A 23,035-nucleotide genomic window follows, 5' to 3' on the forward strand; every position below is an offset into this window, starting at 1 on the left:
TCTTTATGGGTGGGGGGCGACATTAACTTCGGCTATCGCATAACCTTGTTGTGGATGCCACTTCCGGAAGAAGTAAGATCCGTCGGGCCGCATCATTAGCACAAGACTTTCGCCGGCCGGCACTATGCGTCTGATAATTTCACCGGTCGGCATCCTCCAATCAACGGTCATTGGGCTGGAGGCGACGATAAGCTGGCCTGTGTTGCGCCATACGGCGTAGAATAGCCATCCTATGGGCACAATGAAAACAGCGACATAGCAAGCTCCAAGCAACGATGACAAAAGCCTGGCCCGGCTTCGACGAAATATAGCCCGTGCCCGCCAAGTCACGGCCTGCCACTTTGGTGGCGCGTCACCAATCAAGATCGACTTCCGAATTTCGTGTCTCTCGTTCGGAAGCAGATCGGGATCATCGAATGCGTTGAGGCGCTGTGCTTTTGATAGTTTCAGCAATTCTGCAAGCCGAATCTTACTAACCGTTTCGAGTTGACGCTCAACCTCTGTCACTCGGTTAGCCGCAGCCTTATATTTCTTGTTCAACGCGTCCTTCTTGCCGCTCATCCAATCAACCACTCTGCGGCTGGCCTTACAGCCTCCATGGCGTCTCTTCTGAACCGTTCAAGATCTTTTTGAATGCGGAGCCCGGGCCCGATCCCGTGTCGTGCGCGCAGTTTCTCGGGATCGATCCGCTTAATGCTTCCCAAACCGCCATCTTGCAGAATTTCCTCGGCGCCTTTTTCCAGCATCTGTTGCTCGAAGGAACTTACCGTCACGCCTTTGCTGTTTTTCCTCATCCAGTCGGCGTCCACATTTTCGTGCAGCCGGTTCTCGATCAGGAATTGGGCCGCCGTCCACGATTTGGTCGACGAAAGGATAGATGATGCCGCCGCAAGAGCGGCGTGTTCTGTCGTTACAATGACGCACACACCAAGTTCGCAACCACGACTCGACAAGAAGGGCGCACTCTCCGCGATCACGCTTAAAAGCGTGAATGACGTGTTCGCGCCTACATCGACGATCGTTGGTGCCTTCGCAGCTTCCAGTGCCGCCAGTACACCGTCAAATTCTGCGCGGGAAGCTTTACCACCCGTTTTCTCAATAGCCTCGCGGTCAGCGCGCATTTTGAAGAAGGTGACACGCTCTCCAAGCTCGATCATGCGTGGGCTCGCGTCGATCTCGATCACGGGCGCACCGTCGATCGCTTCAGCCAAAGCCCGCGCGAAAACGGTCTTTCCCACGCCGCCTTTTTCTTGAGCGATCATCAAAATGCGAGGCATTCAGTCTTCCTTTTTTAGTATAGTTTGAAGCCTCTGCAACGCGTCGCGTCGCAGACCTTCCGCGGTCGATGTGGGTGGTTGGCTGGTGTCTGGGAAAACGTTCGCAAAGTCAGGTGAGAGTGTCAGCGGCCTGACTGGTCCCGCTGCCTTCTCAGTCGTATCGTTTCTGTTGCGATGGACGACCTTTGCCGCCTTCCGACGCACTTGATCCTCGATCTGGGTCACGAGCGCCGTAAGTCTGTTCGTCGTCAGAGGAACCCGGTCTCTTCCCTGAACGACCCCCTGCGCCCCAAGCGCCTCCGCAATCGCCGGCCATGACACCCCTGTCTTCCTGAGCTCATAGATGACCGGAAGGGCGGCCCGGACGGCTTTGGTCGTCCCAAGCGTCTCCCTGCCGACGCCAGTCGCTGAACGCGCGCCATGGAGGCGCTGAGCGTCTTGGCGAAGCTTCTTAGGATCTAGGGACATAAATCTGACCCTAGGCAATTCCAACGAACTAGCCAGTGCTAGTCATGCTAGGGGTTACCAGTCCAAGCACTAGTCATTTACTATTTTAACTAAATTGCACACCACACGCACTAAAGTTGCTACCGGCTAACCACGATCGAAATCGATCCGAATCCGGCCTTGTTGCGCCGGCTACGCCGTGCGACGGCCAAAGCGGTCGGCAGCAGTAATCGCCGAAGGCATCTGGAGAACTCATGACCGCCTACACGGTTCAGATCGAGAAGACGCTCGCGGAGCGACTTGAGCGGGCCGCTAATACCGCGAAGGTATCGCCTGTCGACCTGATTGAAGAGTGCGTCAGGCAACATCTGGATATTGCGATTCGACACCTTGCCCTGGTTGAACGTCTAGAGGCAGTCGATCAGGGGCTGCTGGAATTGGCGACCTTCGTCGGCGAGGCGACCGCTGGCGGCGATGTCGACGTTTCCAGCTTGTGCCGATACTCGCCTGCAAAGGTATGACCGCATCGCTTCACGCGTTGGGCGGCGGCCGCGACGCCGGTCTCTATTACGTCAATGACCCCAATCGGGAGGCCCGTCCAAGAAGTCGCGATGAATATTACGTGCGCGACGGGGGCGGCACCTGGTGGTCAACTGGCGAGACGATCGTTCGCCACGGTGCCGAAATCGACAAGGAAACATTTCGAGATCTGTGTGGCGGGATTGACCCCAGTACCGGAAAACCACTTGTTCGTGGTTCCGGAGCCAAACATCGCGCCGGTTGGGATGTAACATTTTCTGCCCCAAAAACTCTATCCGTACTGTGGATGGCCGGAGACGAGAATCAGCGTGCCATGCTGCACCAACTGCATCGCGCAGCGGTGCAGGATGCCCTCGGCTTCCTGGTGAAGGAGCGCCTCGTCGAAGTTCGCTTAGGTCAAGGCGGATATATCCGTGAGGCGCCGACTGACGTCATCGTCGGTTGCTTCGATCACTACACCTCGCGCGAGGGTGACCCCAACGTTCACACACATTCCGTAGTTTTAAACGTGGCCGGTTGCCAAGATCAAAAGAAGTGTCGCACTCTTGAGCCCGAGAGATTGTTCAATTCGCAACTTCTGGTTGGCTTGGCATTCAGAGCTTCCTTAGCGCGGGGGCTGGCGGACAACGGCTTCTCGTTGCGTGCGGCGGGCCGAAACCAATTCGAGATTGCTGGTATCCCGGAGAATGTGATCGAGGCATTTTCAAAGAGATCGCACCAGATCGAAGAGCTCGTCGGACGGGACGCAAGCGGCGCCCAGAAGGAACTTGCTGCGCTCGCAACGCGTGGCTCAAAAGATGAAATCCCTGTTGGCGAGGTTCTGGAGCAGCGCTGGAGAGACGAACTATCCGAGACCGGCATCGATCCGTGGAAGGCGGCACGCGATTTCGTACCAAGTCGCGAGATCGAGACGATGGTCGAACGTGCCTTTGATCCTCCTGAAATCGAAGGTACAGGTCCGGTCGCGGTTGCCGCATCAAAGCTCTTTCGGCACCAAAGTGTGGTCACCCGCAAAGAGCTCCTGCATGGCGCGTTGGTCGAGGCAACCTTCCTCGCGGTTGGTATAGACCAAGTCTGGGCAGAACTGCAGTCGTATGAGGATCGGGGAATTCTTGTCCGGCTTGCGGATGAGGAGAGGTCGGAGTGCTGGACGACGCCGTCCATCGCAGCCACTGAAGCGAGCCTGCTACGTGCAGCGGACCGCCTTGATGAGCATGATTGGTTTCGGCCGGACGCGCTGGAAGCAGCACTTGCCAATGCACCGCACCTGTCTGAGGAGCAGACACAGGCAATTCGGTTCTCGGCCAATCGAGATGGCGTTGCGATCTGTGAAGCGCCTGCCGGCACGGGAAAGACCGTTCTAACGAAATCTTTGGTTGAATCTGCCCAGCGGTCGGGTTTGACGGTGCTGGGATTGTCACCAACCTGGATCGCCGCAGACGAACTTTCAAAATCGTGTGGCATCGATGCGCATGCCATTGCGAAATGGCGGTACGATCAGTCGAGTGGGCTTGGTTTGACGCTAGACGCCAAGACCCTGATCGTCATTGATGAGGTAGGACTCGCTGGTGTGCGCGAACTCGAATCCGTCCTAAAGGCCGCGCACGAGGCGCACGCGAAGGTAGTGTGTTTCGGGGATCGTCGGCAACTTCAGGCTGTTCCTGGGGGTAGTGCACTACGCGCGGTGGCTGATGTCGTAGCGCGCGGCGCGGTGCTTTCTCAAGTACGCCGACAGGAAGTTGCGTGGCAACGCGCTGCTTCGATGGTAATGGCGAGGGGCGATCCTGAGGCCGGCCTGCGGGCGTATGCCAGAAATGAGAAACTCGAACTGGTTGCGGGCGAGGCGGCAGCGCAAGCCCGCGTCATTCAGGCTTGGAATGAATATCGCGCAGCCCATGGCGACGATGTTCTCATCGTCACCCGTCGAAATGCCGACGCGGCGGCTCTCAACAAGGCTGCCCGCCTCGTGCTGCGTGCCGAAGGCCGGCTGACAGGCCCAAATCGATCTCTTACTGCTGTAGGCCGGGACAAAAAGATCGGTCCGATCGAGCTTTCCCAGGGCGATCGAATCCGATTTGGCGAAAACCTACCCCAATTGCAGATCCGCAACGGGACGCGCGGCACGATCGAGCGCATTGAATCAGATATCGATCAAACGAAAGTCGCGATCCGACTCGAGGACGGCCGGTTGATCCACGAGCCCTGGGCAGCGTTGGTCCGGGAGCAACCTGGACGTCTGTCCAGCCCGCCTCGAATTTCGTCGGCCTACGCAGGAACCGCCTATTCGGTTCAGGCGCGCACGTCAGCTGCCGCCGTCCTTTACATCGCAAGGCCGACCGATGCGCGAGAAGTCTATGTCGGACTCACCAGACACAGAATCGACGCTTATGTCGTCGCCGAATGCGACCGCCTTGCTGCGACTGTCCAGCGCCGCCAACTCGACGGGCGGGCCACCGCGTCGCCTATCGCAATCCGGGAGCGGCTGTTCACGGAAGCAAGATCGTACGCGGAAAAGGCCAACGTCGCAGACTATGTCGTGGACCGAATTGAATTCATGCGCACTGGGAAAATTGAAATACGACGTGATGCAAGGTCGCTTAATCTCGGTATAGTTGCGCGGGCTGCACAACGGACATTCGAGGCTGCCCGGGAGATATCGATCCACTGGTTCTTCATCCTCCCAAATTGGCGATTGGTCGAAAGCATGCGCCATATGCGACGACAGGTTTCGCGACGCGTGGCAGGGGTTGTTCACGCAATCAAGGACCGCTTAGAACTTAGAGCCAAAGAACGTGTGGTAACTCAAGATCGGGACATGAGCCGATGAAACTGTCAATAGATCTGCATCATTGGTAATGTCTCAGTTGGAAATTATGCGCGATTGCCCCGGACCGGAAAGCCGTCAACCCGTCCGGCGGACGCTAACTTAGGTCCCTGTATTTTTCCGCGTGGAGGTTTCGTCTTTTCTCCGTAGGTATTGAAAAGCTGCCGCTTCTTTTTAGCACTCTTGCGGATCACCTTTTTCATCCTCGGCCCTCGCTTGCGAAGCTTGCTAAAGCATTACCCTAATTGATTTTAGCGGGAAGCAGGAGAGACCTACTTCGTTAGATTCTGGATATCGAGGAACGTCATCCAGATCGCATAGACCGCAACCAACCCCCAAAATGCCTTGCGCATGTAACTGATAAAAGGTGGGGCATCAGCCCGTCGAGCAGAAAAATCTTCCGAAAATGAATGAGAAAATACCAGCAGATAAACGGCAATAAACTCGAACAAGGTATTTGCCGCAATGGCCGAAGCGATCATCATCGACACTGCAATTTTCGCAGATGCGAAACTCCAAGCGGTGTAGATTGCCGAACCCGCAAGCAAAAATGCACCCAAATAGCGGACAACCGGACTTAAGAGTAGCAAGCCAACTAAGACGCCGGCAACGAACCAAACTCTCAAGAGCTGTCTCGATAAGAGGCTCGGGTTTGCTCGAAAAAGCCAAATGAAAATCAGCTCAAGAAGAAGGCACACCCCTATGATCAGCAGTGCTTTTACATACGAAGATCGCATTGCAGGTTCCTTCAAAGGTCGCCTCGTCGAACAATGAATTGTTCTCACTTAGCGGGATTCGCATATCTCACGGGGCTGGCGAACCAAGTTCGGCGACAGCTAATGTAACCAAATCGTTCGGATGACGGAATTGAGTGACGTCTTTAGCCATGGCCAACTCCGCGCGGTCTCTCGCGGCGTCCAGTTCCGCTTTTTTGGTAGTGGGATCTCTCTTGATCGGATCCGCATCACGGAGAGGGCCGTCGAACAGCCGACTTAGGAACTTTCCATCTACTTCAATTGAATCCTCTTCTTGCTGAACAACAATCAAATTTTCTCCTTGGTGGTGTCCTTGGTCGTCCTGAAATCTCGCTAGGAAAACCGCAAAGAACTTTGGAAAGTTTGCTTCTTCCGCGAAGGTGGCATATGAGCCGCTGAAATCGGCCGCCGTCACGGAGGTTACAAGATACTTCAAGAACGTGCCTGAGAAGTCGATCAACGCTACTTCACCGGCTGGATTCCAGCCTCTTCGTCGAGTCGTAGCCACGATAACAGTTCGATTTCCAAATTCATGAAATGTGCCACGCAGTTCTGGGGGGAGGCGGAGGGTAAAATTCTCGAGGTTAGACGACGCTTCGACCTCGATACCAAATCGAACAGAAGCCCGTTGAACGAATGAGGCCACGTTGGCAGTGGTGTAACCCCCGAGCAACTGCGATCCTGAAACATCTGGACGATCGACTTGATTGAGGATCTCATCCTGTAGCCTCTTGGCCTTGGTTGCCTCAGCAACTGCGGCATCAATGCGTTCCTTGGTCCGTTCGACATGTCCGTTTCGCGCCTCATCCAATAACTCGGAAATATCCACACGTTCCAAAAGTTCGCCCATCACTTCCGCTGCATACAGCTCGTCGAATTCAGGCCCGACGCTTTTCATTTCGCGCACTATAGTATCGACGCGATCAATAACCGTTGAAACGATTTCGTTGTCGATGGTATCGCGAGCGTGGAAATTTATCACTACAACCCGCTCTTTCTGCCCATATCGATACAGTCGCCCCATTCTCTGAGTAAGGCGCGCGGGATTCCACGGTAAATCGAAATTTACAAGGATGTGACATCGTCGGTGCAGGTTTAAACCTTCGCCACCGGCTTCCGTGGAGATGAGGACTGGAATATCTCCTTCGAAAGATCGAACTGCCTCTCGTTTTTCGTCTACAGTCATTCCGCCGTGGATTATCACGGGTCTCGCTCCGAGGAGCTTCTCAACTTGGTGAAGCAAATATGCCTGCGTCGATCGAAATTCCGTGAAGATCAGAAGTTTCTGGCCTTGGTCTTGAACTACCTCTCGCACGATTTTGACCAGAGCTGCGCCTTTTTTGTCCGTTCTCATGCACGCTTCGCCACGGGCAATCAGATCCCTCAGCATGAGCTCCTCGCCCTCAAAGAAAGGCTGACGTTTTTCCAGCGGCCCATGTTGGCCAAGATTGTCATCGGTCTCGGGCTGGTCATCCTCGTCAAACGCCTCTTGATTTTCATCAGGAGCACTTGGCTGCAAGGAAAGCCGATCAAGACGTCGTCTGAGGGCGATCCAGAGGGCCGCAACAGACGACGATGCAAGCTTGCGATAGATCGTCATGACGAAGCCTACGGCTCTTCCTTCCTTGCCGCCGATAGAGTCGCCGGCCCCGTACCCTCTGGAAAGGTATTGGCGAAGGCGTGCTTCCAAGATCGTAAATTGTTCGTCGGTTTCCACTTCCACCCGCCGAACTAACAAACCGTGGAAAAGGAAATTGCCGTCAATGTCGACGGCATCAATTTTTCGGTTTCTGAGAATAATCTCACGAACAACATCGGGGGTTTGATCGATGTTCTTTATGAGGGCTCCCAGATCAGGGCGGACTAGAGTTAGCAAGTTTCTAAATTTCCCTTGATCACCTTGATGGGGCGTGCCTGTGAGCAGGACGAGCGCGTCCGTCCGTTCGCGCAGCCCTTGCGCAAGCCGAAAACGCAACGTGGATCGACCTTGCTCATCCCGGGACAAACGATGAGCTTCGTCAAAGATTATGATGTCCCAAGCACCTGCGGCCATGAACATTCCGAAAGTTGAATCCATGTCGCAGCCGTCATCCTGGGCGTTGCGCGGCTTTGCAAGATCAAGAGAAACGATGACACGTTCGTAGAGGCCCCATTCCCGTGGATCGGACACACGGAAGTCGATCCCATAAATAAGAAATCGTCTATCGAACTTGATGAGCATTTCCTCTTTCCACTGCCGGGTCAGGCCCGAGGGAACGACCACCAGTATGCGACGAATATTTTGACGCCGTTCGAGGGCCGCCAGCAGCAGTCCGATCTCGATCGTTTTGCCTAGTCCAACATCGTCTGCGATCAGCCAATTTGTTTGGCCGGAATTTAGTATGCGGTGGACCAACCCAATTTGGTGGGGAAGAGGATCAACGTCCAATCGATCTAGAGCACCGGTAGCCTCGTTCCAGGATTTTAGGAGGTGGGCGATCACATTCAGCGCGAGGCGTTCCGCTGAGTCGTTTGTTGCCGGCTCAGAGCGGCGAAAGCGCAACGCCGGGTCCATGACTCTGCGGAGTCGTTCAAATGGTAGCCAGAGCGATTGGCCGGTTGAGTGAAATTGAACGAGCGCCTGATGTCGCGTAGCAAGTTCGCGAGTCTTCATGACCGTTCCGGTTCCGAGGGTCTCGCGTACACCGGATAATGGCACGTCCTGTACTGTGAAACCGGCACGCAAACCGCAACCCCATTCTCCAACCTTGAGGCGTGCGACCCCCTTTGGACCGAAATCCACCTCGATAGATGGCTCGTCACCTGTGGCGAAAACTCGCTTAACGAAGCCGATCTCGGCTGGATTGTTACCTCGGCAGACCCAGGCGTTTTCGATCGGTATTAATTCGTTCATGCGCGGACCTTGTTGGGACTAAGGACGTCTTCTGATCGGGCAGCTGTTAGGGCCCAGGACTCGGTTTCGGCGCGGTACAAGACGGCCGTGCGGGAAAAGCTATTGAATATGTCAAAGCCGTCGATGGTGACGATTGGCCGCGAGCCAATATGGCGACGCGGAGGAACTGGGGAATCAAGCGTTCCAGCAGCAAACGCCTCAATCCTTGCCTCCGCATAGTCGATAAATCGCCAGTAAAGTGGGTCTCCGATTGATAGCTCCAGCCAGTCATCGAACCAATCGGGGTCTATTATGGCCTCTGGCGGAAGGCCCTTTCTGTCGATGATGAACCTATGCGACCGTGCCCAACCAAGCATGCCCATCCCACCATCCGGTGTGAGAGGTTGGCGCGAGCCCCTGCGTCGCATGCTCCACCACGAAGGCGACGACGCCCAGATCTCCTTAAGCTCGAAAGCCCACCAAAGGTCATCCGCGACTGCACCCTCAAGCGCAAGGTCTGCGAGCGCCGAGAACGTTGCTGCGTGCGGATAGACGGCAAACAATTCTGAAAAGCGGCGTTCGAAAGCCCTTCGGCGTTCTAGTTGCGGAAGGTCGAGCAAGGATACAAGCCAACGGGCACGTTGGCCGGCTTTGTCTTCGCTGCTCGGGGCTCTCAGTTCAAGATGGAAAGGATTTTCGGCCGCGTGCGGGACGAAGTCGGGAAGAAGTATGTCGGTCTGCCAGTTGGAAGCACCGACGATGTCGACGTCGGCATGGCTTGGAGAGATCGGATCCCAAAAGTCCTCCAAGACAGGCGAATCAGTGGGACGGTCTTCGACTTCTGGAAAATGGGGGACTCGAAAAATGAACAAAGGCTCCCAGGGGTCAAAATCATTGTCCCCCTGCGGACTTGTCTCGAAATCCTCCAAAATCCACGGTGACGCAGTCTCTAGAAGTTGGACCGAGGCACGTGGAGTCGGCAACGCTAGTTTCTCAGGCGGTGTTTCCCCCGCGTGCATACTGACGAGTCCCCCAAATCCCCCTAGACCCTCGGTCCCGAGGCAACTATCAGTTGAGCCTGCTTTTTTCGGTTCCGTCTAGGCCCGCCACTTGCGACTTCCGACGAAGTCGATCGGATGAGGCCCGTCCAGAAAGGGCTACTCGAAAAGCCCCGTGAAGTTCGGCCTCCTCTCGTAGCCGAAAGCCGTAGTTCTACGGCACGCGCATCGTGGCCCGCGAGCCTTTGCCGATCAGCCAGCGCCGCCTCGAACAGATTATGTTGACGGACAACCCGCGATTGTGCATGTTGGTGACGCTTCCGGACGGAAGCTGAAAGAAGAACCCGAGACGGTTCTGGTAGTGGTGTCGCTGGATAGCGATGGTTTATCGAGGCATTTTGCGCCTCCATCGAACCGTCATATGCGGAAACCGCATCTAGAATCGGTCTCTCCATTTGGAGAACCGAAAATGAATCCCGATAAAATCGTTATCCGCTTTGAGCAGGTGTCCGAGCAAACGGAAGGCCCGGTTCGCCGAATCGTGGGCTTCGTCAGGGCCAAGAATATGCTGCAGCTGTTTGATGCCGCAGATCTCGAAGCCAACCCGCGCGAGGCCAAGGCTGGCGCAGTAACCGCAGATATCATCGACAGCATTTGCGAGACGCCGGAGACCTTCCCGTTCAAGACCAAGGGTGTTCTTGTCGGCGCCTCAAATTATGTCGCCCTTGAACGCAAACGTTACGAAATCCGTTTCGAGAATACGAAAATCGAAGGAATTTTGGATGGCGGGCACAATATGCTGGCTATCGGGACCTACGTTTTGGCGCGAGCCCTGGGCGATGATCGAATTTTCAAGAAGATCAAGCGTTGGTCGGAGCTCAAGGATGCGTGGGCTGTAAACCGCGCGGAGATTACCGAGCTAAAGCGCGCCGCTGGCGAAGAATCGGGAAGCGGACCGCTCGATTTTCTTGTGCCAGTCGAAGTCCTTGTGCCTGCCGATATCGCCAACAGCGATACAGTGGACGAGTTCAACAGTTCCCTTCTCGATATTTGCGCAGCCCGCAACAACAACGTCGAGCTAACGTTGGAAACCAAAGCGAACAAGAAGGGATTCTACGAGTATCTTCGAAAATCTCTGCAGCCAACGATCGCAAATCGCGTCGAGTGGAAAACCAATGACGGGGGAGAGATTAAGGTACGGGATCTGATCGCGCTTGCCTGGATTCCATTATCCGTGATTGATCTGCCTGTCGAAATCAAAATTCCTCCGCAGAACCTCTACCGCAACAAGGGTGAGCTTGCGAAGCATTTCGACACCCTCATGAGTGATGAGCGCGTCTCCAGCGTTTCGGATGGCGACTATACACACGAACTCCACAATGGCGCCGTGCATAGTGCTCTCGTGATCGCGGGCGAACTTCCCGAGCTTTACGACAAGATCTATCGAGACTTCCCGGCAGCCTACAACGGCGATCGAGACGGTCGTTTTGGTGGACTTACCGTGGTCAAGATGGCCGACAGGATGCGGTCCAAACCGCGATCGCATTTCACAGACATGGAAGTCGACTACGCATATCCCGATGGGCTCATTATGCCCCTTGTTTATGGGCTAAAAGCACTGATGGCAAAGGACGCAAATGGCCACGTCCACTGGAAAGAAGATCCATTCCGCTTCCTGGACGAGCATTTGGAATCGATCGTAAAAAAATATCGCGTCATTCTCGACGCCTTCCGCGCTGACCCGCAAAAGGTAGGCAAGAATGAGGGTTCGTATGATCTCGTCCTTGATGCTTTCGAGACCGAGGTTTTAAAGCGTCAAGCCGTGGTTGCCTCCGCTCGGGGAGCCCGGTCATGAACGACGAACGAAAGGGTCGTGATCTCTTCATTGTCGACAACAGTGTGTCGGGCTGGACTGCGCTTCGGTATCTCGAAGAGTGGACCGAGATAGCCAAAGGTTTTGATATTGCTACCGGCTATTTCGACATCGGCACTATCCTGGCACTCGACGGAAAGTGGCAGTCGCTCAACAAGATCCGAATACTTATGGGGGCCGATACGACGCATCGGACGCGAAAGGCGTTTTTGGATGCCGTGGTCAAAAAGGCTGTAGATGAACTCGACAAGAGCCTGGAGGCAGCCAAGGATCCAAATCCGTTTCTCCGAGGTGTAGGGGCGATCATCGCGGCACTTCAGTCCCGGCAGATCGAATGCCGGGTCTACGATCGCGAAAAATTCCACGCCAAAACATACATTACGCACGCGAAGCTGGACGTCATTGGTTCGCAAGCGTTGGTTGGCTCAAGCAATTTTACGATGCCCGGCTTGACCAAGAATATCGAGCTCAATGTCCAGATTCAGAGTGCGCGTGAGGTAACTCAACTCCAGGAATGGTTTGAGGCTCATTGGGTTGAGGCTGCTGACGTCACGGATCATATTTTCGAAGCGATTTCGCGTCATGTCCGAATCTATTCGCCGTTCGACGTTTACACAAAGGCGCTTCAGGAATTTTTCCGCGGGCACGAATTGACGGCGACCGAGTGGGATGAGACCCGCTCAAAGATGTTTCCGAAAATCGATCGCTACCAGAAAGAGGCCTATTGGGCCCTGATGAAGATTGCGCGGCAACATTCAGGCGCGTTTCTCTGTGATGGTGTCGGCCTGGGCAAAACGTTTGTTGGCTTGATGCTGATCGAACGCCTCGTCCTCCACGAGGGGAAGCGAGTCGTGCTGTTTGCACCGAAAGCGGCAAAAGACGGTGTTTGGGAACCTCACCTGCGCGAATATCTGCCTCACATTGGCGGAGTTGGAGGTAATGCGGACTTCAGCAATCTGGCGGTATTCAGCCACACGGATCTCGGCCGAAAGGGTGAGTTTCCGGAGCGGTTTCGCCGTATTGCAGAACTGGCGGACGTGGTGATCATCGACGAGGCCCATCATTTTCGCAATCCTGGAAGCCGGCGGGCGACCGACGAGGAGGGCGTTCCATCCCGCTACTATCAGCTCTACGACCTTCTGGACTCGTCAGTACGCCCGAAGAGTCTCTTCATGCTTACGGCCACTCCGATCAATAATCGGATCAGCGATTTTCGGCATATGGCCGAGCTGTTCACCCGCCGCGACGAAGCCTATTTCGCACGAACGCTCGGCGTAAATAACCTGCGATCGCACTTTAACAATATCGAGAAGCAGTTACGAAGGACCGTTGGTCCCGAAGTCGCGGACGTCTCTGGGCACATAGCGGAGGTCCAGGACTTTCTTGCTGCGGACGAGATCTTCAAAACTCTCGTGGTGCAGCGAAGCAGGGCATATGCTCGCGAGAGCCAAATGCGTGAGACGGGCAACGCGGCTGTCTTTCCGGATCGAAAAGCTCCCCAGGTGGCCGAATACTCCATCCGGAAGACCTACGGCCGTTTATTGGAAATGTTTGAAAAGGCGTTTACGCGCACCAAGCCGCTATTCACGCTGCCTATGTACTATCCACTCGCTTGGTATAAGGGCGCTGACAAGAGCATAGACCCCCTTGAAGAGGGGCGGCAGGAACAGGTCGTTGGTCTTATCAGGACGAATTTTCTCAAGCGGTTCGAGAGCTCTGTGGCAGCGTTCGAGCTGTCTTGCGATCGGCTTCTCCGGAAGCTGCTGGCATTCCTTGAGGTGCACAGCGAAACTGACGCAGAAAAGAGGCGGCTGGACCGCTGGAAATCCCAAAACGCTGAGATTCTTGGCTATGCGGCGACGCGGCAACTCGAATTCTGGGAAGACGACGACAGCGATCCCGATGACGACGTCGTGCCGCAGGAGATGCTTGATGCGGTCGAGCGCCTCAATCGAGAGGATTACGACGTTATCGAGATGATGTCGGAGACGTTTCTGGATCTTGATCAGATCGTCCAGTTTATCGAAGAAGCCAGAAGATTCGAAACAAAGCACGATGACAAGTTGCAGAAGCTCATTCGTCTGTTGAAATCGAAGGAACTTGCCGGCCAAAAGATTCTGATTTTTACGGAGTTTGCCGATACAGCTCGTTACCTGAAGCGCCAATTGGACAAGGCAGACGTGGAGGGAGTTGCACAGGTTGACAGCGCGACCAAGACCAATCGCGCGGATGTCATCCAACGGTTCTCACCATACTACAATGCCCATACCAGCAAGATGTTAGTTGACAGTGGCCGCGATGAAATTCGGGTGTTGATCTCAACTGACGTGTTATCCGAAGGCTTGAACCTTCAAGATGCGTCGCGGATGATCAACTATGATATTCACTGGAATCCGGTGCGGCTGATGCAGCGTATTGGCCGTGTTGATCGCCGAATGAATCCAGAGGTCGAGAAGCGCCTGGTCAACGATCATCCAGAGGTGGCCTCTTCGCGCGGCAAAGTAAGTTTCTGGAACTTCCTGCCACCTGACGAACTGAATGCAATCCTGACGTTGTACCGCAAGGTAACTCAGAAAACGCTCCTGATTTCCAAGACTTTCGGGATCGAAGGAAAGAAGCTTCTGAGACCGGATGATGATTACGATGCGCTCAAGGAGTTCAATCACGCGTATGAGGGCACCAAAACCGCCGTCGAGGACATGCACCTGGAATACCAAGCGTTGCTTTTGACAGATCCGACGCTTCAAAGCCGGCTTCGGGCACTGCCCGGCGGGATTTTCAGCGGAAGGCAACGACCAGCAAAGGGTACGACGGGTGTGTTCTTTTGCTATGGTCTCCCCGCTCTCGACAAGGAGACCGGCGAGTTTACCCATGAGGCAGGTACGATGCGTTGGTATCTGTATGACCTCGGCCGGAATACAATTTTGGAAGAGCCAGGCGAGATTGTCGCCAGCATTCGTTCCGAAGCGGACACGCCGCGCCAGTGCAAAACAGACGAAAAGACCCTGGTCGATCTTCGCAGCAAGCTCGAAAACCACATCAAGAACACGTACCTTAAACGGGTAGACGCTCCCGTAGGTGTGAAGCCGGCGCTCAAGTGCTGGATGGAACTCAACGAGGGCTAAGGATATGGTCACCGATCACCGTGCCGCACTTGCGAAGATAAAGCGGTTCGACCAGCTTATCGCTTATCTGCGTGACGAGATGGGATGGCCCATTGCCCGAGACTCGTTTGAGGACGTAAATGATCTGTTCTACGATTTTTCGGCCGCTGAGCTGGGTATTGATGCTCAGAATTCAGCGAAGATCCAAGAGATCAAGCGACTGCGTCCGCTTTCGTCTAAACAACCGTGGGGCATCTTCTTTGTAAAGTTCGAGCCGAAGAATCTGCCGGTCGTCGCACTGCGCCGCATTCTGAGCCAAGTCGCCCTTAAGAAGCGCCCCTCTGCCAATAGCGCAGAGCGAGCCGCCTGGGCTGCGGACGATTTGTTGTTCATTTCAAACTACGGCGAGGGCGACGAGCGTCAGATTAGCTTCGCACACTTTTCGAGGGCGCAGGACGGCCACGATTTGCCGACCCTCAAGGTGTTGGGCTGGGATAATCTCGATACGGCACTCCACCTCGACAATGTGGTTAAAGAGCTGACGCAAAACCTCGCTTGGCCCGACGATGACGAAGACGTAGAAGCTTGGCGAAGAAGCTGGCGCGGTGCCTTCAACCTGCGCCATCGCGAAGTTGTCACCACCTCGCAACACCTATCCATTCGTCTCGCCGAACTGGCGCGTGCCATCCGTGACCGCATCAAGGCGGCCCTTGCCATTGAAACGGAGGCCGGCCCGCTAACTAAGCTGATGAAGGCATTTCAGGAGGCGCTCGTCCACGACCTCGACGCTGACGGCTTCGCGGACATGTACGCGCAGACCATCGCCTATGGATTGCTCTCGGCCCGCATCGCCGACCCGGAGAAGAAGACGACCGACGATTTCGCTGCCCACATGCGCACCAACCCGTTCTTGCGCGAGCTGATGGAGATGTTTCTCAGAGTCGGTGGGAGGCGAGGCAAGGCCGGAGGTCCAGGCATCGATTTTGATGAGCTGGGCGTTAGTGAAGTTGTGGAACTACTCGACGACGCGAAAATGGAGGCAGTTGTTCAAGACTTTGGCGACAGGAATCCATTGGAAGATCCAGTCATTCACTTCTATGAGCTTTTTCTTAAAGAGTACGACGCCAAGAAGCGTATGCAGCGCGGCGTCTTTTATACTCCGCGCCCGGTAGTCTCATACATCGTCCGATCAGTGGACGAGTCGCTACGCACTGAGTTTGGTCTATCTGATGGCCTTGCCGATACCACCACGTGGGGCGAAATGGCAACGCGCCATGAGCACGTAAAAATTCCTCAGGGAGTTTCAGATACACAGGGCTTCGTTCAAATCCTGGATCCTGCCACGGGTACGGGAACATTTCTGGTGGAAGTAATCGATCTCATCCATAAAACTCTCAACGAGAAATGGAAAGCAGAGGGTCGCACCGACAAAGCTATAGAAGCACTGTGGAATGAGTACGTGCCAAAGCACCTGCTGACGCGGTTGCATGGTTACGAGCTACTAATGGCACCATATGCCATTGCTCATCTGAAGATTGGGCTGAAGTTGTTTGAAACAGGCTATCGCTTCGGCAGCGACGAGCGTGCCCGCATTTATCTCACGAACGCACTTGAACCACCTAACGATGACAAGACCCAACGAGAGTTTGAACAGTGGGTGCCGGCGCTCGCACATGAGGCTCGTGCTGTTAACGCAATCAAACGCGACCGGCGGTTCACCGTTGTTATTGGTAATCCTCCCTACTCAGGAGTTTCTTCTAACCGGAACGACTGGATAGAAGGGCTATTGAAAGGCGAGGACGTGAATGGTGACGCGACAGCAAACTACTACGAAGTTGATGGTAAACCGCTAGGCGAGAAAAAGATTTGGCTACAAGATGATTATGTAAAATTCATTCGTCTTTCCCACTTCCTGCTCGATCAATCGTCGCTCGGGATTCATGGGATGATTACGAATCATAGCTACGTCGATAGCCCAACGTGCCGGGGGATGAGGTTCCAGTTGCGGCGCTTTTTCACGCATCTGAATATAGTCGATCTGCACGGAAGCACCAAGAAGGGTGAGAATGCTCCTGATGGCCAGATTGATGACAACGTCTTCGACATTCTGCCGGGAGTTGCGATTGCGATGTTCGTGAAGGATGCCCAAAAGGCGTCTGCGCGCGTGCTAAGCTTCGACCTTTGGGGGGCACGTAATTTCAAATTCGATTGGCTTCTCGGGCACACATCAAGCCGGCACATCAGTACTGAGCTCTATCCCACTTCCCCGTATTATCTTTTTGTAAAACGACAACTTGATTTCGATGCCGAGTATCGTGAGTACTATTCGCTGAAGGATATCTTCCCGTTTTACGGAACTGGCATCCAGACATCGCGCGACGATTTCGCAACGGACTATGATCGCCATGGCCTAGAAGGGCGCCTTCGTAACTTCTTTGATGCCAGCCGATCCGACAAGCAAATAGTCGACGATTTCGGCCTATCAAATACCCGAGGCTGGGAAGTCAAAAAAGTACGACGGTCATCCAATTTCGAAAAGGTCAAGAAGACGATTGTTAAATGCGTGTTTCGCTCGTTTGATAAGAAGTGGATTGCCCTAACAAAGGATATCGTGGATTGGCCTAGAAGCGAAGTGATGGCGTGTGTTGGGCCGAGCCGGGTTGGCCTCCTTTGTAGTAGGCAGCAATCTACGCCTGGCTTCCGTCATGCCCTAGTCGTCAATGCTCCCGCGGACATGTTCTGTATCTCGAATAAGTCGCGCGAAGGCCAATCGCTATTCCCTCTCTTTACGAAGGACAATACGAGCCTGTTCCAGCGAAATGCTGGTGACGAGTGGTGTCCAAATCTCGGAGAAAGATTTGCACGACAGCTTGTTGAATTGTTTTCACCTGTTGATGCAGCATCAAAACCTGAAACACTGACCGACGAAATCGCAGAGGCCGGATTTGCTTACGTATATGCGATCTTGTATTCGTCCATCTATAGGACGCGCTACGAAGATTTGCTGAAGATGGAATTCCCGCGTGTTCCATTGGGTGCTAACTCAGAGCTGTTCCGCGCGCTCGTTCGAATCGGTCGCGAACTCACAGCTCTGCACCTGTTGGAAGCGGCTGAGCTTGATCATCCAATAACTGTATATTCGGGTCCGAAAGATCCTGAGGTCGAGCGAATCGGTTGGTCGGATGGCACCGTCTGGCTCGACGCTGCGGCAACTAGGAAGGATCAGCCCGCGACGCCCGGCACAATTGGGTTTCGCGGCGTGTCCGAGAAAGTGTGGAACTTCCACGTGGGAGGTTATCAAGTCTGCGAAAAGTGGTTGAAGGACCGCAGGGGCCGCACGCTCTCGCAGGACGACATCGTGCACTATCAGAAGATCGTGATGGCCCTGGCCGAAACCATTCGGCTGATGAAAGAGGTTGACGACATAATCGAAAAGTACGGTGGCTGGCCGGGTGCGTTCGCGCAAGGCGACAGAACGATCGAAGCAGCCGTTGTGGAGGCTGAGGAGACCGGCAATTCGGGAAGCCTACCGCATCCGAACTCTGCGACCATCACATATCGGACGCCGCCGTCGGAGCTACTGAAAGCAGCTGAACCGGAAGCGCCATTCTACGAAATAGCCGCATCGACCGAACCCGATGTTATGCGCCCCAATCCCGACGAGTTAGACCGGGAGGATTTGATTTGCCGCATCCGCCAGTTGTTCGGCGACGGCCGGGAACTAGAACGTGAGACGGCGATCGATGCGCTTGCCCGAGAGCTAGGGTACCCACGAACAGGAACCCGAATTCACGAAGAGATTGATAATGCTTTGCGCACAGCGGCGCGGCGAAGAATCCTCGCCAACAAGTCCGGCGGCGTTCGTCTATTCGCTCGCACGATAGAACAGTATGATCGTGACTTTCTGAAGGAGCAGTTCTTGGCTTCCCTGCTTGGCCGGCAGTGGATTGAACGGGAAGGTGCCACCCGCGCCTTCGCTCGGTGGATGGGATTCCGTCGAACGGGGCCAGCGATAGAAGATGCTGCGCGATCGCTGATAAATGGGCTGTTACGCGATGATCGGTTGGAAAGTGATGGTTCACAGATCCGGAGATCCGGTTGAGATTCGTTCGGAGATGAGACCAAGGTAATTGCGATCTCATCGTCCAAGTGGCGAACTGGGTAATTCAATAAGAACGATAATTGACAATGAGGGTGGGGTTATGATTCAGGGTGCAAGGCAGTTGCCGACAATGCACGTCTCCGTGCGTGTGCCGTGGCACGACAGTCGATGGGCCGGTAAGGTTTGTGGCAATCCGCGCGGCAACACATCCTGTCTGATCCTCCCCCGAATCGCCGAGACGAAAGAGGACGAGTTCGAAACCGGAATCGCGGGCGAAGCCTGGAATCCGGACGGGGTCGGCTTGCCGGCCTGCGCTGCAGAGCGGGGCGCTTTCATGTCGCCATTCCCGTAACCTGAGCAAACGACTGACGGACCAAGCGAAGCAGAGATGGCCAACAAGAAAGTCTTGAACGAATACGAGGCGGCTGTAGCGTCCGGCATGTCACCGGACCTGCTGAGATGGCTGACGAAGAATCCGCCAAAACATGCTGACACGCGCGTCCTCAAAGTCGCAAAGATTGAAAACAACAGATACTTCTACGAAGAGGAAGAACTACTATCCTTCAACAATTGGCTGAAATCCCCATGGCCCCATAAAGACGGCAAACGGCCGAATATTCCGGCCGAAATCCGGCGGGAGATCAAGGTAGAGGCGAATGGTGAATGCGCCATCTGTCGGTCCAACAAAGATTCATGCGAAGCTGCGCATTTAGAGCCTGTCGCAAAGACCTTTAACAACCATCCGGAAAATCTGCTGTGGTTATGCAGCAATCACCACACGTCTTACGATAAAGGCCTTTTCTTCGGTCCCAAGCCGGAAGACGCCGACTTCGTCCAGGGTTTCAAGCAGGCGCTCCATTACTTCAAGCGCAGTTTGTGGCTGATGCAGCAGGAGCTCAGCCATAAGCTTTTTGCCATGCTTCAGACTTGTGACGTTCTGGCCAAACAACTTGAGGCCCCTAAGACGAAAGATCAGATCGAAGCCATCGAAGACCTCGCCAAAAAAGCGATCGCGGCTATGCCGGTGCTCGCACCCCTCTCGAAGACCGATCCGAAATACGAAGCCTACCAGGCGATATCGGCAGATGTCGCATCGCTCTCCAATGGGGCAGCCGCGATTTCTGTACGTTTGCGGAAAGCGCAGGACATCCGGCGGGACTATGTCGCGACTTTTGGCTTTGTCGCGTGTCCACTCTGCCAGGCTACTGGGCGACATGAAGGAACCGATTGTCCGGTTTGCAACGGCGACAGGGAAATCGAAGAGCATTTCGCCGACCGCGTCGATCTAAGCGACTACAACAAAGTTGATTGCCCTCTTTGCGACGGCGATGGCCATTTCAGGGGAAGCGATTGCCCCGTCTGCGGAGGCGACGCGCAGATGGACAAACGATATGCCGATAACATCGACATTCGTGAATATCAGGAGGTTGATTGCCCGCTCTGTGAAGGCTCGGGTCGCTTTGACGGAGATCAATGCCCGGCCTGCGGCGGTGACGCCCAAATAGATCGTCGTTACGCCGACCGGATCGACTTGAGGGAATACGAAGAGGTTGACTGTCCATTATGCGAGGGTAAAGGCCGGTACGAAGGCCGCGACTGTCCTGAATGCGGCGGCGACGCGCGGATGCAGCGCAGGTTTGCCGATAAGATCGATATCAATGATTATTCAAAAGTGGATTGTCCGGTCTGCGACGGCAAAGGTCGGCGCAAAGGTGATGACTGTCCCGTTTGCGGCGGGGAGGCCAAGATCGATCGTGGCGATCTGCAACGCATTGACGTTCGAGATTACGAGGACGTCAAGTGTCCGATTTGCCATGGGACAGGCCGTGTGGAAGGCAACGATTGCCGCGCATGTGGCGGCGAAGGCGAAATGGAACGGCGTCACGAACAGAATATCGATCCCGGCGATTACAGATAGCCCGGACTCAAACACCCTATGAAAAGCGCAAATAGATGAAAGATCCTGAGCCGGACGCAGCCAAGAATGAAGTTCGCGTCCGCGAGATACTCGCGACGATCAAACCGCTGGCCTGCGAATTCTATCGGCTGACCGGGAAACCGATTGGTGTCACCGGGGAGATTGCCGAATTTCACGCGGCGGAAAAGCTGGGCCTGGTGCTCGCTCCCGCCCGCACCATCGGCTATGACGCGCTGCGCGGCACGGAGCGTATTCAGATTAAGGGACGCGCCTATGGCGAGAACGCTAAGCCCGGTCAAAGAATGTCACGCATTAAGGCCGACTCGCCTTGTGACATCGTTCTTCTTGTTCTGCTGGACAACGCAACGTTGGACCCACGCGAAATGTGGGAAGCGCCATTTTCTTCAGTCGCCAAGCTTCTTGTGCTTACCGAAAGCAAGGCGAGGGCGCGTGGATCCCTGAGTGTTTCGGAATTCAAGAGGATTGCCCGTCAGGTTTGGCCAGCCCCGTCGCCGGAAGGGGGCTGATAGCTGGCGCTCTGATCTGCAGCCGGGCTCATCACTTGCCTCCCGGTGTATTCATAAACCCGGCCTGCCCCAGCGATGGGCATTGCGCCGCCCGTTCATCTCCAAGCAGTGCTCTAACCCAAGGTCTTGCAGCCTTCGGGACGCGCATGCGCGCGTATCGAAGCGCCGAATGAATGGCTGAAGCATATTGCTCTTCGCTGAACGCGGCTATAATGCAGGGCAGGCCGAGAAGGGTGACCGTGTCTACGATCGTTCGGGAAGCCCATCGTTGTACGAAGACGGTGCTGGCTTTTTTCTCATCGATCACTGGAATCGCTGCCGCGTGACTCATCGCATAGGCTATGGTTGCGGCTTCGCCGTCGTCGAGCCCCGCCGTTAGGTCGCCATCCGTCAGTTCACGAAACAAGGCGCGCGCGCCATCGTCCATCCGGACGCGTTGCAGCAATCGAGAATCCAGCAGTGCGGCAATTTCGGACTGAATATCCTGTTCGGGAAGAGGATGTCGGCGCAGCTCCTCAAAAGCATAGTCCTCAACGAGCATGCGTCGATTTGCGGCTTTGACCAGTTCTCCGGCTATCCCTGTTCCGAGCAGGTTGATTAGTGCGCTTGCATCCAGAACCAGCCAGCAGCCCAACGGCAGTTCAATTGAGGGAGATCGCGAATTCATCGCCTTCACCTCCCCCAAAAGCATCGAGAAGGTGCCTGACTTCTACCCTGTCCATGTCCAGCATGCGTGCCAGCTGCCCCTCGGACAAAAGCCCCCGGCGATAGGCGGAAGACGCGAGTTGAGCGAGCCTGGGGTTATGGGGCAAGTTGGGAGAGGCCGGCGCGACGTCGCCGATCACACCACGGACAAATTCGCGGTTGAAGCCACGCTCACGCAAGCTATCAAACGTCCCCTGCGGCACAAGTTCAAGACGTTCTAATTGTCTGCACATGGCCTCGGGCGAAACGTGGAACATGTGGGACATTAGAATGAGATGGCGCGGCGTAAAGCGGCGGTCGGATTCGATCGTTTCCTGAAACTTACGCCTGACCGCGGCTGGCGGCATCAGGAACGCGAGCGAGAATGCCGTCGCAAAGCGCTCGTCCGCGGTCGTTGCATTTTCATCCAACTCCACAATATCAACGAACGAACGGCTGCCGACAAAGTGGCCCGTTTCGTGAGCAGCGGTTAGTGCGCGGCGTTCCCAGGGATGTCGTGCGTTCAAAACCATGCACGCGCCGACGATGGGATCGTAACCGAAAAGACCGGATATTTCTGATGGAAGGGGCCTGATGAAAACGCGTATGCCGAGTTCCTGCTCAAGAAGTGAGACAATGTCGGATATAGGGGAAAGCCCTACGCCCAACCGGTGCCGAAGAGCCATTGCTGCTTCTTCGGCCTGTCGTTCTATAGAGCCGGGCAGGATCCGTTGTTCAGGAGGGTAACTTGGAGAGAATTCAATGCCGAGCATGCGTTCCAATTCGACGGTGGACGCGGCAAGTTTATTGAGCGTGTTGATAGCGGAGATCGTTTCTTGTTTCTCTGAACCTTGTCGTCGAAAGCGGGCGTTTAAATCGATATGGACGGCATCCCTTGCAACAAACCGATTTACGGAGCTGCCATAGAAATGCGCGAGCTGCTCCAGCTCTTCGGGCTTCACCTTTCGCCCGCCCTTCTCAATCGAAATCAAGGTTTGACGAGAGACGCCAATGGCGTTGGCGGCGTCGTCCTGCGTCTTTCCAGCAGAATTCCGAGCCGTTTTTAATCGCTCGCCCATTTCGAGCGCGGACATTTCTTCAAGACGTGACATGG

General features: G+C 55.0%; 14 protein-coding genes. 7 read left to right on the top strand and 7 right to left on the bottom strand.

What is annotated here, in order from left to right; all coding sequences use genetic code 11:
* Positions 1 to 3: 3 nt before the first annotated feature.
* Together IVB18_RS21620 and IVB18_RS21625 are read right to left on the bottom strand one after the other, a co-directional pair.
* The gene (locus IVB18_RS21620) at positions 4 to 561 is read right to left on the bottom strand and encodes a hypothetical protein (RefSeq protein ID WP_247990979.1); all 558 of its coding nucleotides are present in this window, start codon (positions 559 to 561) and stop codon (positions 4 to 6) included.
* Positions 558 to 1,277, bottom strand: a complete 720-nt coding sequence (locus tag IVB18_RS21625) for a hypothetical protein (RefSeq protein ID WP_247990980.1) — start codon at positions 1,275 to 1,277, stop codon at positions 558 to 560. The genes IVB18_RS21620 and IVB18_RS21625 overlap by 4 nt, the downstream gene beginning before the upstream one ends.
* Before the next feature lie 701 nt (positions 1,278 to 1,978).
* Here IVB18_RS21625 and IVB18_RS21630 point away from each other — a divergent pair.
* Together IVB18_RS21630 and mobF are read left to right on the top strand one after the other, a co-directional pair.
* Positions 1,979 to 2,245, top strand: a complete 267-nt coding sequence (locus IVB18_RS21630; RefSeq protein WP_247990981.1) for a hypothetical protein — start codon at positions 1,979 to 1,981, stop codon at positions 2,243 to 2,245.
* The gene (mobF, locus tag IVB18_RS21635; RefSeq protein ID WP_247990982.1) at positions 2,242 to 5,091 is read left to right on the top strand and encodes a MobF family relaxase; all 2,850 of its coding nucleotides are present in this window, start codon (positions 2,242 to 2,244) and stop codon (positions 5,089 to 5,091) included. The genes IVB18_RS21630 and mobF overlap by 4 nt, the downstream gene beginning before the upstream one ends.
* Before the next feature lie 269 nt (positions 5,092 to 5,360).
* On the opposite strand, the gene IVB18_RS21640 is transcribed toward mobF, so the two are convergent.
* From IVB18_RS21640 to IVB18_RS21650, 3 genes are read right to left on the bottom strand one after another with little or no spacing between them, the layout of a single operon-like run.
* A complete protein-coding gene (locus tag IVB18_RS21640; RefSeq protein ID WP_247990983.1) occupies positions 5,361 to 5,840 on the bottom strand; it encodes a hypothetical protein in 480 nt (159 codons plus the stop codon).
* A gap of 52 nt (positions 5,841 to 5,892) precedes the next feature.
* The gene (locus tag IVB18_RS21645; RefSeq protein WP_247990984.1) at positions 5,893 to 8,736 is read right to left on the bottom strand and encodes a DEAD/DEAH box helicase; all 2,844 of its coding nucleotides are present in this window, start codon (positions 8,734 to 8,736) and stop codon (positions 5,893 to 5,895) included.
* Positions 8,733 to 9,524, bottom strand: coding sequence for a hypothetical protein (locus IVB18_RS21650; RefSeq protein ID WP_247990985.1), 792 nt, complete (start codon positions 9,522 to 9,524; stop codon positions 8,733 to 8,735). The genes IVB18_RS21645 and IVB18_RS21650 overlap by 4 nt, the downstream gene beginning before the upstream one ends.
* Positions 9,525 to 10,182: 658 nt before the next feature.
* On the opposite strand from IVB18_RS21650, the gene IVB18_RS21655 reads away from it, so the two are divergent.
* The 5 genes from IVB18_RS21655 (at position 10,183) to IVB18_RS21675 (ending at position 21,237) form a co-directional block, all read left to right on the top strand.
* Positions 10,183 to 11,568, top strand: coding sequence for a hypothetical protein (locus IVB18_RS21655; protein ID WP_247990986.1), 1,386 nt, complete (start codon positions 10,183 to 10,185; stop codon positions 11,566 to 11,568).
* Entirely contained in the window at positions 11,565 to 14,711 is a 3,147-nt protein-coding gene (locus tag IVB18_RS21660; RefSeq protein WP_247990987.1) for a helicase-related protein, read from the top strand. The genes IVB18_RS21655 and IVB18_RS21660 overlap by 4 nt, the downstream gene beginning before the upstream one ends.
* A gap of 4 nt (positions 14,712 to 14,715) precedes the next feature.
* Positions 14,716 to 18,792 (top strand): type ISP restriction/modification enzyme, encoded by a 4,077-nt coding sequence (locus IVB18_RS21665; RefSeq protein ID WP_247990988.1) that lies wholly within the window; start codon positions 14,716 to 14,718, stop codon positions 18,790 to 18,792.
* Between the two features lie 388 nt (positions 18,793 to 19,180).
* The gene (locus tag IVB18_RS21670; RefSeq protein WP_247990989.1) at positions 19,181 to 20,710 is read left to right on the top strand and encodes an HNH endonuclease; all 1,530 of its coding nucleotides are present in this window, start codon (positions 19,181 to 19,183) and stop codon (positions 20,708 to 20,710) included.
* 35 nt (positions 20,711 to 20,745) lie between these two features.
* Positions 20,746 to 21,237, top strand: coding sequence for a hypothetical protein (locus IVB18_RS21675; RefSeq protein WP_247990990.1), 492 nt, complete (start codon positions 20,746 to 20,748; stop codon positions 21,235 to 21,237).
* A gap of 31 nt (positions 21,238 to 21,268) precedes the next feature.
* Here the strand turns inward: IVB18_RS21675 and IVB18_RS21680 are convergent, their stop codons facing one another.
* Both IVB18_RS21680 and IVB18_RS21685 read right to left on the bottom strand, forming a co-directional pair.
* On the bottom strand, positions 21,269 to 21,904 hold the full coding sequence (locus tag IVB18_RS21680; RefSeq protein WP_247990991.1) for a hypothetical protein: 636 nt from the start codon (positions 21,902 to 21,904) through the stop codon (positions 21,269 to 21,271).
* Positions 21,879 to 23,033, bottom strand: coding sequence for an ImmA/IrrE family metallo-endopeptidase (locus IVB18_RS21685; RefSeq protein WP_247990992.1), 1,155 nt, complete (start codon positions 23,031 to 23,033; stop codon positions 21,879 to 21,881). The genes IVB18_RS21680 and IVB18_RS21685 overlap by 26 nt, the downstream gene beginning before the upstream one ends.
* Positions 23,034 to 23,035: the final 2 nt, after the last annotated feature.

The organism is Bradyrhizobium sp. 186, from assembly GCF_023101685.1.
Classification (GTDB): Bacteria; Pseudomonadota; Alphaproteobacteria; order Rhizobiales; family Xanthobacteraceae; genus Bradyrhizobium.

Excerpts from the sequence above, each read along its gene's own strand:
- IVB18_RS21620 (WP_247990979.1), bottom strand. The coding sequence starts at position 561 with ATGAGCGGCAAGAAGGACGCGTTGAACAAGAAATATAAGGCTGCGGCT.
- IVB18_RS21625 (WP_247990980.1), bottom strand. The coding sequence starts at position 1,277 with ATGCCTCGCATTTTGATGATCGCTCAAGAAAAAGGCGGCGTGGGAAAG.
- IVB18_RS21630 (WP_247990981.1), top strand. The coding sequence starts at position 1,979 with ATGACCGCCTACACGGTTCAGATCGAGAAGACGCTCGCGGAGCGACTT.
- mobF (WP_247990982.1), top strand. The coding sequence starts at position 2,242 with ATGACCGCATCGCTTCACGCGTTGGGCGGCGGCCGCGACGCCGGTCTC.
- IVB18_RS21645 (WP_247990984.1), bottom strand. The coding sequence starts at position 8,736 with ATGAACGAATTAATACCGATCGAAAACGCCTGGGTCTGCCGAGGTAAC.
- IVB18_RS21655 (WP_247990986.1), top strand. The coding sequence starts at position 10,183 with ATGAATCCCGATAAAATCGTTATCCGCTTTGAGCAGGTGTCCGAGCAA.
- IVB18_RS21660 (WP_247990987.1), top strand. The coding sequence starts at position 11,565 with ATGAACGACGAACGAAAGGGTCGTGATCTCTTCATTGTCGACAACAGT.
- IVB18_RS21665 (WP_247990988.1), top strand. The coding sequence starts at position 14,716 with ATGGTCACCGATCACCGTGCCGCACTTGCGAAGATAAAGCGGTTCGAC.
- IVB18_RS21670 (WP_247990989.1), top strand. The coding sequence starts at position 19,181 with ATGGCCAACAAGAAAGTCTTGAACGAATACGAGGCGGCTGTAGCGTCC.
- IVB18_RS21675 (WP_247990990.1), top strand. The coding sequence starts at position 20,746 with ATGAAAGATCCTGAGCCGGACGCAGCCAAGAATGAAGTTCGCGTCCGC.
- IVB18_RS21680 (WP_247990991.1), bottom strand. The coding sequence starts at position 21,904 with ATGAATTCGCGATCTCCCTCAATTGAACTGCCGTTGGGCTGCTGGCTG.
- IVB18_RS21685 (WP_247990992.1), bottom strand. The coding sequence starts at position 23,033 with ATGTCACGTCTTGAAGAAATGTCCGCGCTCGAAATGGGCGAGCGATTA.